This window comes from Caballeronia sp. LZ065 (assembly GCF_031450975.1).
In the GTDB taxonomy this organism is placed as follows: domain Bacteria; phylum Pseudomonadota; class Gammaproteobacteria; order Burkholderiales; family Burkholderiaceae; genus Caballeronia.
Map to the genome: position 1 here is coordinate 2,769,298 of NZ_JARUXV010000001.1, position 9,705 is coordinate 2,779,002.

A 9,705-nucleotide genomic window follows, 5' to 3' on the forward strand; every position below is an offset into this window, starting at 1 on the left:
GTCCGCTGGTGGAGGCGCTCGCGCACCCGAGCGCCTTCAATCGCACTCAAGCGGCGAGCACGTCCTTCGCCGTCTTGACGACGTTCTCCACCGTGAAGCCGAAATGCTTGAACAGCGCGCCGGCCGGCGCCGACTCGCCGAACGTGTCGATGCCGACCACGCCGCCTTCCAGGCCCACATACTTGCGCCAGAAATCCGTTACGCCCGCTTCGATCGCCACGCGCGCCACGCCCTTCGGCAACACGCGTTCGCGATACTCGGCGTCCTGCTTGTCGAAGACGTTCGTGCAGGGCATCGACACGACGCGCGCGCCGATGCCTTCCTTCGCCAGCGCCTCGACCGCCTGCATGGCGAGTTGCACTTCCGAGCCGGTGGCCATGAGGATGATCTTGCGCGCGGGGATGTCGTCGTTCCAGTCGCGCAGCACGTAGCCGCCCTTCGCGATGTTCGCGATCTGGATGTCGTTGCGCGGCGAGTACTGCAGGTTCTGGCGGCTGAAGATCAGCGTCGACGGACCGTGATGCGCGATGGCATGCGTCCACGCGACCGCCGTCTCGACGGTGTCGGCCGGACGCCAGGTCTGCAGGTTCGGGATCAGGCGCAGGCTGGAGACGTGTTCGACGGACTGGTGCGTCGGGCCGTCTTCGCCGAGGCCGATGGAATCATGCGTGAACACGAAGATGGAACGCGACTTCATCAGCGAGGCGACGCGCAGCGCGTTGCGGCTGTAATCCGAGAACGTCAGGAAAGTGCCGCCGAACGGACGATAGCCGCCATGCAGCGCGATGCCGTTGATGGCCGCGCTCATGCCGAACTCGCGCACGCCGTAGTTGATGTGGTTGCCCCACTGGATGCCCGCGTGATCCGGGTTGGCGTTCTCCTGATCGCCCGCCGCGCGGACCGCCTTCGACGCCTTCCAGTTGGTCAGGTTCGAGCCGGTCAGGTCAGCGGAGCCGCCGAGCAGTTCCGGCAGCGCGGCCGCGAGACCTTCGATGGTGTTCTGCGAGGCCTTGCGCGTCGCGATGGTCTCGCCCTTCTGGTTCGCGTCCTCGATGATCTTCGCTGCGGCTTCGGCCCAGTTCGCCGGCAGTTCGCCACTCATGCGGCGCGTGAACTCGGCGGCTTCGGCGGCGTACTTCGCACGATAGGCGTCGAACGCCTTGTTCCATTCGGTTTCCGCGTGCTTGCCCTGCTCCTTCGCGTCCCACGCGGCATACACGTCCTGCGGGATCTCGAACGGACCATAGTTCCAGCCGATCGCCGCGCGCGTCGCCGCGATTTCCTTGTCGCCGAGCGGCGCGCCGTGCGCGTCGTGGCCGCCCGCCTTGGTCGGCGCGCCCTTGCCGATCACCGTGCGGCAGCAGATCAGCGTGGGCTTGTCCGACTTCTTCGCGGCCGCGATAGCTGCGTCGACGGCATTGACGTCGTGGCCGTCCACCGCGCGAATCACGTTCCAGCCGTAGGACTCGAAGCGCTTCGGGGTGTCGTCGTGGAACCAGTGCTCGACGTGGCCGTCGATGGAAATGCCGTTGTCGTCGTACAGCGCGATCAGCTTGTTCAGCTTGAGCGTCCCTGCCAGCGAGCAGGCTTCGTGCGAGATGCCTTCCATCAGGCAGCCGTCGCCGAGGAACACGTACGTGTGGTGATCGACGATCTTCGCGTCGGCCTTGTTGAACTCGGCGGCGAGCAGCGCTTCGGCCAGCGCCATGCCGACCGCGTTGCCGACGCCCTGGCCGAGCGGGCCGGTGGTCGTCTCGACGCCCGGCGTCATGCCCACTTCGGGGTGGCCCGGCGTCTTCGAATGCAGTTGGCGGAAGTTCTTCAGTTCGGCGAGCGGCAGGTCGTAGCCGGTGAGGTGCAGGAGCGAGTACAGCAGCATCGAACCATGACCGTTCGAGAGCACGAAACGGTCGCGGTCGAACCAGTGCGGATTCACCGGATTGTGCTTCAGATGGCACGACCACAGCGCGACGCCGATTTCGGCCATGCCCATCGGCATGCCGGGGTGGCCGGAATTGGCTTGTTGAACGGCGTCCATGGCGAGCGCGCGGATTGCGTTGGCCATGTTTTTGGCCACAGGGGCGGTCTGGCTGGAAGTCGGGGTCGTCATGTCGAGTCTGGGCAGGTCCTGAAAAGATCCGCAGTGCTTCTCTGGCTGGATGTCTCACACGCGCCGGACCCGCGGCACACAACGTTTTCAGGACCGGAACGACGAGAAACGACGAGGATCGGGAGGCCGTCATTCTAACAGACCGGTCCGTTCGCCACGCGGCCAAGGGCGGCCGGGGACCGGCGTGTATCCGGCTGTGCGGCCGCGGGCATGTTCCGTGCAAAACACGGTCGGCGCGGTGCGTTCCTGAGCGTCGTCGTCACCACGCACGTGTGAGGACCCCGCGACATTACCCGCTTCGGCGCACGCGCAACGGACGTTCATCAGGCGAAATCCGTCCGGCGCGACGCATGGCTTGTCACCGTTTCGCGGTTTCCCGCGGCCGATTGATCGTACGGCTTCATGGCAGAATGTCTTACAACCCGCAGCAGCAAGGCTTCAAGGAGTGTTCCCGATGACCGACCCTCGCCCGGCCGACGTGCCCTGGCTGACTCCGTATCTCACGGTGCGCGATGCGCGCGTGAGCATCGCGTTCTATGAAAAGGCGCTGGGCTTTGCCGTGCGCGACAGCGTGAACGACGACGGCACGATCATCCATGTGGAGATGATGTATCGCGGGCAGTTGATCGTGATGTTCGCGCCGGAGGGCGCGTACGGTTCGCAGGCGCGCACCCCGAAGAGCGCGGGACACATGGCGCCGCAGTCGTTCTATCTGTATGTGGACGACGTCGATGCCACCTTCCAGCTGGCGCTCGCCGTTGGCGCGAAGCCGCTGATCGAGCCGCAGGACCAGTTCTGGGGCGACCGTTTCGCGCAATTCGAGGATCCGGACGGATACCGCTGGGCCATCGCTCGGCATCTGGCCTGAACCTCCAGGCATTTCCACTATCCGCGGGCGCACCGGTCCGCGATCGACCCTCCATGCCACGTTTTCATGTCGACGGCCCGCTCTCGCCGGGTCAAACCTTCTCGCTTCCTGACGCCGTCGTGCGTCATGTTCACGTGTTGCGCCTCCAGACGGGCGACGTCATCACCCTGTTCGACGGCGCCGGCGGCGAGTATCGGGCCGAACTGGTCGATATCGCCAAACGCGCGGCGCTCGCGCGGATCGACGAACACAGCGACCGCGAAGCCGAACCGCCCTATCGCGTGATCCTTGCGCAAGGGATCGCGGGCGGCGACAAGATGGACTGGCTGATCGAGAAGGCCGTGGAACTGGGCGTCGCGGGCATCGCGCCGCTCACGGCCGAGCGCGGCGTCGTGCGTCTGGCCGGCGAGCGGGCACTGCGGCGTCAGGCGCACTGGCAGGCGCTGACGCGCGCGGCCTGCGAGCAATGCGGCCGCAATCGCGTGCCGGAAGTCGCTCCGCCACGCGATCTCGACGCCTGGCTCGCCAATCTCCCCGCTGCCGCCGAGGGTGAACTGCGCCTGCTGCTGTCTCCACGCGCCGACGTGAGCTTCGCCGCGCTGCCCGTCGAAGCGCCGCGTGGAACGGTTACGTTGCTGATCGGCCCGGAAGCGGGCTTCTCGCCTGCGGAGGAGCAGGCGAGTATCGATGCCGGCTTTGTGACGCTTGGGCTCGGCCCGCGCGTGCTGCGCACCGAGACGGCCGGCATCGCGGTGCTCGCGGCGCTGGCGGCGCGCTGGGGCGGCTGGTGAAGTGCGAGAGCGGTTGGTGACGCGCTGGGGCTGACGCGCGAGAGCGGTTGGTGACGCGCTGAGCGGCTGGTGACGCGCTGGGGCGGCTGGTGAAGCGCGAGAGCGGTTGGTGACGCGCTGAGCGGCTGGTGAAGCGCGAGAGCGGCTGGTGACGCGCTGGGGCGGCTGATGAAGCGCGAGAGCGGTTGGTGACGCGCTGAGCGGCTGGTGAAGTGCGAGAGCGGCTGGTAAAGCGCAGGGCGATTGGTGACGCGCGAGGGCGCAGTGGCTGCCCCCAAAAGTCGATCAGCCCGAGGAACGCGGCGCGCTCATCGGGCTGATTGACTGACGGAGGATCGGGACCGCGGCGGGCTTACACGAACGAGTAGAAGACGCGGAACGCCACTTTGCGCTCGGCCCAGAACTCGGCCGCGTCGCGGAAGACATCGAGCAGCACCTCGCGCCCTTCCTTGTCGAATTTCTGCGCGATGGGCAGCTGCTCCAGCACGATCACGAAGCCCGGCTGCGAACCCGCTTTGTGGACGAGCTCGGTCAGCGAATCATAGAGTGCGTCGTAATTCTTGCCGAAGTGCTTCGGAAACAAGAACGACGTGGCGATCGTTTCCAGTATTTCCTGCTTGCTCTGCGCCTGGCCGAGGTACGCATACAGAAAATGCTGGCCGAGGCGCGTGGCTTCGTCGGCCAGATCCTGCACGCGAAACGCGCGGATCGACTGGACGATGTTCGGCCGCACCGTGGCGAACATGGCTTCCGCATCTTCTTCATGCAGGTGAGGCGCATGGGACTCGTCGGGACTGGTCTCGTCGCCGGGTCTGTTGTCGTGTTCTGTCATGCGTAGCCGCAATACTCGCTGGAACAGGTTGCCATCGCCGGTGGCGAAAAGATCACTCGCGACGCTGTGATCGTGCGCGTAGATGCTGTCGCTCATGCCGTTTATCCCTGGTTAATCCGTAATGCGTTTGAAACTGGTGTAGTGATCGTCCGTGTAGAAACACTCGCCGATCTGCCTGCGCGGCCCGCCACATACGATGCGGCGCGCGCCGCGGTCCCTCGCGCGCGGGGTGGGAACCGTGTATTCGTGATAGTAGCCGCGCGGATGCCGAGGCAGCAAACGCTCGCGATTGCCGAACACGACGCCGTCCTTCTCGAAAGGGAACGGCCCGCCCGCCTCGATGAGCCGCAGCGTCGTGACCGCCTGCTTCGGCAACTGCTCGATCCGGACGGTGACCAGGCCGTCCTGGCCTGGCGCGGCCGGCGCGGCTGGCTGTGCCCGCTGAACCGCTTCCGCCGGCTGAACCGGCGCCGGGATAGCGGACGCGACGGGTTTTTGGGAATGGCTGCCCTGCTCGTCCTTGCCGCACCCGACGAGAACGATGCTCAAGCCGAGCAAGCAGGAAAGAGCCCAGACGCGCCTCACGTAACGATTGTCCCCGTGTTGAACCGAAATCTGGCGACCATTAAAGGTGTAAGGGTATCGCTAATAACAGGGCGAATCAATGTTCGCTGGGAAATCAGAAATTTTTCCCGAAGAAGCGGTCATCGGGCGCTTCGACAAGGTTCGAGAAGGACCCTAATTTCGAACTATTCTGAGTGAAATTTATCTTCAACGAGATAATAATCAATGCCTGTGGGACTCGAGACCTCTGGACAAGCCGCCTCACTTGTCGCCAGTCTCACGGCACGCGCTCCGCCGACAGCCTTGCATTTTTGGTGAAAAGACAGCCTCGCGTTTCGCCTGGGCGTGCCGCGCAACCTTTGCGGCACGCCTTTTTTTTGGTCACCCTCCGGCCCATGCCCTCTTTCCGCACTCATTCGGCCGGCTGTTGCGTTGTTTGACAATGACGCGCGGTGCGTGCGGGATAATTTCTCCGTTCTCTCGTCTCCGCTGCCGCGCGTGAATCAGGAAGACGGCGTCGCCCATCTCGCGGCCTCCGCTCTACACTGAACAATGTGAGACTTTTCGCAGCAACCGATCAGCATAGCCAAATGAATGCACCGACTCGCCATTCGCCAGCCAGTACGGTTGAAATCTTCCAGGCTTTCCTGCGCAACGCACTGAGCGCGCAGCAGCGCAACGAATCCATCGTCCGCGACACCTGGCTCGACGCCGCGCGATATCTGTTTCCGTTGGATGGCGCATCCGTCGGCGCGATGCTCCAGCGGCTCGCCGCGGAGCAACGGCTCGTCGATGCCGAAGCCATCGCGCGCACGCTCGCACAACTCGAGCCGCACAGCGCGCTCGCGCAGTTCAATCTGGGGCTGGCGCTGCAGTTCGCGAACCGTCACGACGAAGCGATTGCGCCGTATCTCGACGCGCTGGCTATCGATCCCGACCTGTACAGCCTGCGCAACAACCTCGCCGCCGCGTGGCTCGACCGGGATCCGGGGTCGTCCGAAGCGGCCCGGCTGCTCGAAGCCGCGCTCACGCACGATGCGCGCGATGCCAACCTGTGGGTCAATCTCGCGAAGGTGCGTCTGGCGCGCTTCGACCTCGCGGGCGCGCTCGCGGCGAGCGAACAGGCTGTCAGGCTTGCGCCGGACGATCCGGTCGTCGTCAGCAATCACGGACAGAAGCTGCGCGAAGCCCAGCGCTGGGACGACGCCGAGCATTGCGCCACCCGGGCGTTGCAACTCGCGCCGGAGTACGCCGGGCATCGCTCGAACCTGGGCATGCTGCACCTCTTGCGCGGGCACTACGCCGCGGGATGGCCGGAACACGAGGCGCGGTGGGACGGCTCGAAGGAACTGGCCGGCAAACGGCCGGTGTTCCCCGGGCCCGCATGGACGGGCCAGCCGCTCGCGGGCAAGACGCTGCTGCTCTGGGGCGAGCAAGGGATGGGCGACCTGCTTCAGTTCTGCCGCTACGTCCCGCTGCTCGCCGAGCGCGTGCATCGCGAGGGCGGCCGTCTCGTCTGGAACTCGTTTCCGCAGATGGGCGGGCTGATCAGTCGCACGCTGGCGCGCTTCGTCGATGAATTCACGTTGGGCGGCGGGCTGGAGTCGTTGCCGTTGTTCGACTACGAAGTGTCGATGGTGACGCTCCCGTTCGTCTTCGATACCCGCGAAGACACGATTCCATCGCATGTGCCGTATTTGCGGGCCGATCCGGCCGCCGTCGATGGCTGGCGCGCCCGCCTCGCCGGGGAAACGCGTCTGAAGGTCGGCCTGACCTGGACCGGCAGCCGCACGCACCAGCGCAATCCGTTTCGTCGCGTGGGACTGGAACGACACGAAGCGTATCTGCGCGACCTGGACAACGTCGCGTTCTATTCATTGCAGCCCGATGCCGCCGCGGACGTTGCCGCCGCGCGCTCAGCGGGATTCGACATCGCCGATCATACGGGCGAGTTCAAGCGTTTCGACGACACGGCGGCATTCATCGGCGCGCTCGATCTCGTGATTTCGGTTTGCACGTCGGTGGCGCATCTGAGCGGCGCGCTGGGACAACGCACGTGGGTGCTGCTCGACGTCAATCCGCACTGGGTCTGGCTGCTCGATCGGCAAGACAGCCCCTGGTATCCGACCGCCACGCTGTATCGGCAAAGCAGGTTCGCCGAGTGGGACGCGGTGTTCGAGCGGCTCCGGGACGACCTCGACAAGCTCGCAGCTGAAGCCGCGGGAAACGCTGGAACGGCCGCGGCGTCTTGAGTCTTGCGCCACGTGTGGCGGGGCGCGGCCTGCATCGGTCGCGCTGAACGCGTATCCAAAACCGCGCAGGCCGCGCGCCAGCATGACCTCGGGCCCCTCGCGGACGGGGATTCGTCGGGCGCCATCGAGGCCGCCCGAGCCGGCGGAGCATCGGATTCAACCGCTCGACGCAGACGTCCCGGCTCGCCGCGATGAAACCGTCGAGCCTGCGTGGCCGGCGTTCCTCGAGTCGAGCGCAGCCTGTCCGGTTCGCGCCGGCGAGCCGGGCGGGTTCGCCGCTGCGTCGCGCGACGCCCTCGCGGCGACCAGCGGCCCTGCCGCGACGTCGCCACAGACGAAAGTCAGCTCGCGCGGATCGGTGACATCGGTATCGTCGCCCGGCATCGTGTCGACGGGATCGCGCACCGTGACCGACTCTTGTTCGCAGATCGATCTCGCGCGCTTCATGCAGGTCTCGCCGCTTGCGAACCAGCCGTGGCACTGCACTTGCCACGCTGGTTCACCCGACCCGAGCGTCAGGAGACCGGCAGCGGACATCGGGGAGGACCAGGTGGCGGAGCCCGTCACGACGACCGCCACGAGCGCCACCAGAAGAAGTTGAAGGTTCATGACGTGCGTTCGTGGAAATCGGGGATCTCCGTCAGGCGCCTTCGCCAGGCGGACGACGCGCGCCGTCCGCCTGGCAACCGGCCGGAGCCGGAGCGTGTTACCACTGATAGGACGCGCCTGCGCCGAATGCCGTCCCCGCGGCGCTGACACCGGCCCCGATCTTCACCTTGACGTTCTCCATGATCCGCGCCGACGCACCGAGGGCCGCTGCCTGATAGCCCTTGTAGGTGGCTGTGCCGACACCGACCGCGATCGTCTTGCCCGGATCGACGTCCGGAATCATCGTCAGCGCCGTGGCGGCCGCGACGCCCGAGTAGGCGTAGCGCGCCACGGAATTGACCTGATTGCCGAGCGCGTTGAACTGCTGGTTCGTGTAGGCGTTAGCCTGGTTGACGCCTTCCGCGACGCTCTGGTTCAGCTGATTCACGTTCACCGCGTCGGTGCCTTGCGACCCGGGCGCGACGTTCGCGATCTGCCGCTCGCTGCCAGGCGCGCCGACCGACACGGTGTTGTCGCGATCGGCCACCGAGTTCGAGCCGAGCGCCACCGAGTTCGCGCCCTTCGCCTGGCTACCGGTACCGATCGCAGTCGAATCGGCGCCCGTTGCCTTGGCGCCTGAACCGATTGCGGCCGCTTGCGTGCCGGTCGCGCTGGCGTTGTAGCCGAACGCCGCCGCCTGCGTCCCGGTCGCGCTGGCAGTGGCGCCAAGCGCGGCCGCATGAGCGCCGGTGGCGACGGCGGCCTCGGTCGTACGATCGCCGTTGGCGGCGACGAGCGGACTGCTGGCTGCCTGCGCCATGTTCTCGACGCTGCCGATGGCCTCGTTCAACTGATCGACGTTCACGGCATCGCCCCCGGCCAGACCGTACGCCACGTTGTGGAGCACCGTGCCGCCCGTGTGCGTGGCCGCACTGTAGGTCACGCCGTTCAGCGTGGCGCTGCTGTAATCGGGCGACCCGCTGGCGGTGGTGTCGTACTTCACGGCAGAGTTGCCCAGCGTGCTCGCGGTGTTCGAGATCGTCGTCACCTGAGTCTGCAGGCTGCCGACGGCCTGGTTCGTCGCGTTGAGCTGTGAGCCGTTCACGGCGTCGGTGGAGGTGGCGGAGATGCGTCCCGCTGCCACGTTCGTGAGCGTGCGCTCGGCGCCCGGCGAGCCGACCGATACCGTGCTCGTCGCATTCGTGCCGGCGAACGTGTACAGGTTGCCGGCGATGGTCGCGTTCGGCGTGTTGACGACCGCTGCGGTTGTCGAACCGGCGCCGAGGGCGACATCGCCGGGATTGGTCGACACCGCGCCCGAACCGATCGCCACCGAATCGAGACCGGTCGCCGTCGGGGCCGCGCCGGTGCTGTTGGTGTGGAAGTACTGGCTGCCTGTGCTCGTGATGCTGTTGATCGAGTTGAGGGCGTTGCTGATGTCGGTCGCGTTCTGATCGATCGCCTGATTCGAAGCGAAGAGTTGCGAGCCGTTCACTGCGTCGGTCGAGGTGCCGGAGAGACGCCCCGCCGCGACGTTGGTGATCGTGCGTTCCGCGCCCGGCGCGCCCACCGATACCGTGCTCGTCGCATTCGTGCCGGCGAACGTGTACGGGGTGCCGCCGATCGTCGCGCCCGGCGTGTTCACGACTGGCGCGGTTGTCGAACCGGCGCCGAGGGCGACATCGCCGGGATTGGTCGAC

7 protein-coding genes and 2 pseudogenes are annotated in these 9,705 nt (G+C 66.3%); 3 read left to right on the forward strand and 6 right to left on the reverse strand.

Translation table 11 applies throughout. The annotated features are described in order from the left end of the window. Window positions 1-46 precede the first annotated feature (46 nt). Window positions 47-2,065, reverse strand: coding sequence for a transketolase (tkt, locus tag QCE63_RS12800; protein ID WP_404990106.1), 2,019 nt, complete (start codon window positions 2,063-2,065; stop codon window positions 47-49). Between the two features lie 499 nt (window positions 2,066-2,564). Between tkt and QCE63_RS12805 the strand changes: the two genes are divergently transcribed. Beyond that, window positions 2,565-2,978 (forward strand): VOC family protein, encoded by a 414-nt coding sequence (locus tag QCE63_RS12805; RefSeq protein ID WP_309833327.1) that lies wholly within the window; start codon window positions 2,565-2,567, stop codon window positions 2,976-2,978. Window positions 2,979-3,031: 53 nt separating this feature from the next. Beyond that, a complete protein-coding gene (locus QCE63_RS12810) occupies window positions 3,032-3,769 on the forward strand; it encodes a 16S rRNA (uracil(1498)-N(3))-methyltransferase (RefSeq protein ID WP_309833328.1) in 738 nt (245 codons plus the stop codon). Window positions 3,770-4,121: 352 nt separating this feature from the next. On the opposite strand, the pseudogene QCE63_RS12815 reads toward QCE63_RS12810, so the two are convergent. The 3 genes and pseudogenes from QCE63_RS12815 to QCE63_RS12820 all read right to left on the reverse strand — a co-directional run. After that, window positions 4,122-4,514: pseudogene (locus QCE63_RS12815) on the reverse strand (barstar family protein); the annotation flags it as partial. Between the two features lie 74 nt (window positions 4,515-4,588). Continuing rightward, a pseudogene (locus QCE63_RS36825) lies at window positions 4,589-4,697 on the reverse strand (barnase inhibitor); the annotation flags it as partial. A gap of 15 nt (window positions 4,698-4,712) precedes the next feature. Then, complete coding sequence (locus QCE63_RS12820) at window positions 4,713-5,186, reverse strand: ribonuclease (RefSeq protein WP_309833331.1); 474 nt, start codon at window positions 5,184-5,186, stop codon at window positions 4,713-4,715. 569 nt (window positions 5,187-5,755) lie between these two features. On the opposite strand from QCE63_RS12820, the gene QCE63_RS12825 reads away from it, so the two are divergent. Beyond that, entirely contained in the window at window positions 5,756-7,417 is a 1,662-nt protein-coding gene (locus tag QCE63_RS12825) for a hypothetical protein (protein WP_309833332.1), read from the forward strand. A 156-nt stretch (window positions 7,418-7,573) separates the two neighbouring features. On the opposite strand, the gene QCE63_RS12830 is transcribed toward QCE63_RS12825, so the two are convergent. Further along, the gene (locus QCE63_RS12830; protein ID WP_309833333.1) at window positions 7,574-8,026 is read right to left on the reverse strand and encodes a hypothetical protein; all 453 of its coding nucleotides are present in this window, start codon (window positions 8,024-8,026) and stop codon (window positions 7,574-7,576) included. 97 nt (window positions 8,027-8,123) lie between these two features. Continuing rightward, the coding region (locus tag QCE63_RS12835; RefSeq protein WP_309833335.1) for a YadA-like family protein at window positions 8,124-9,705 on the reverse strand (1,582 nt) is incomplete at its 5' end.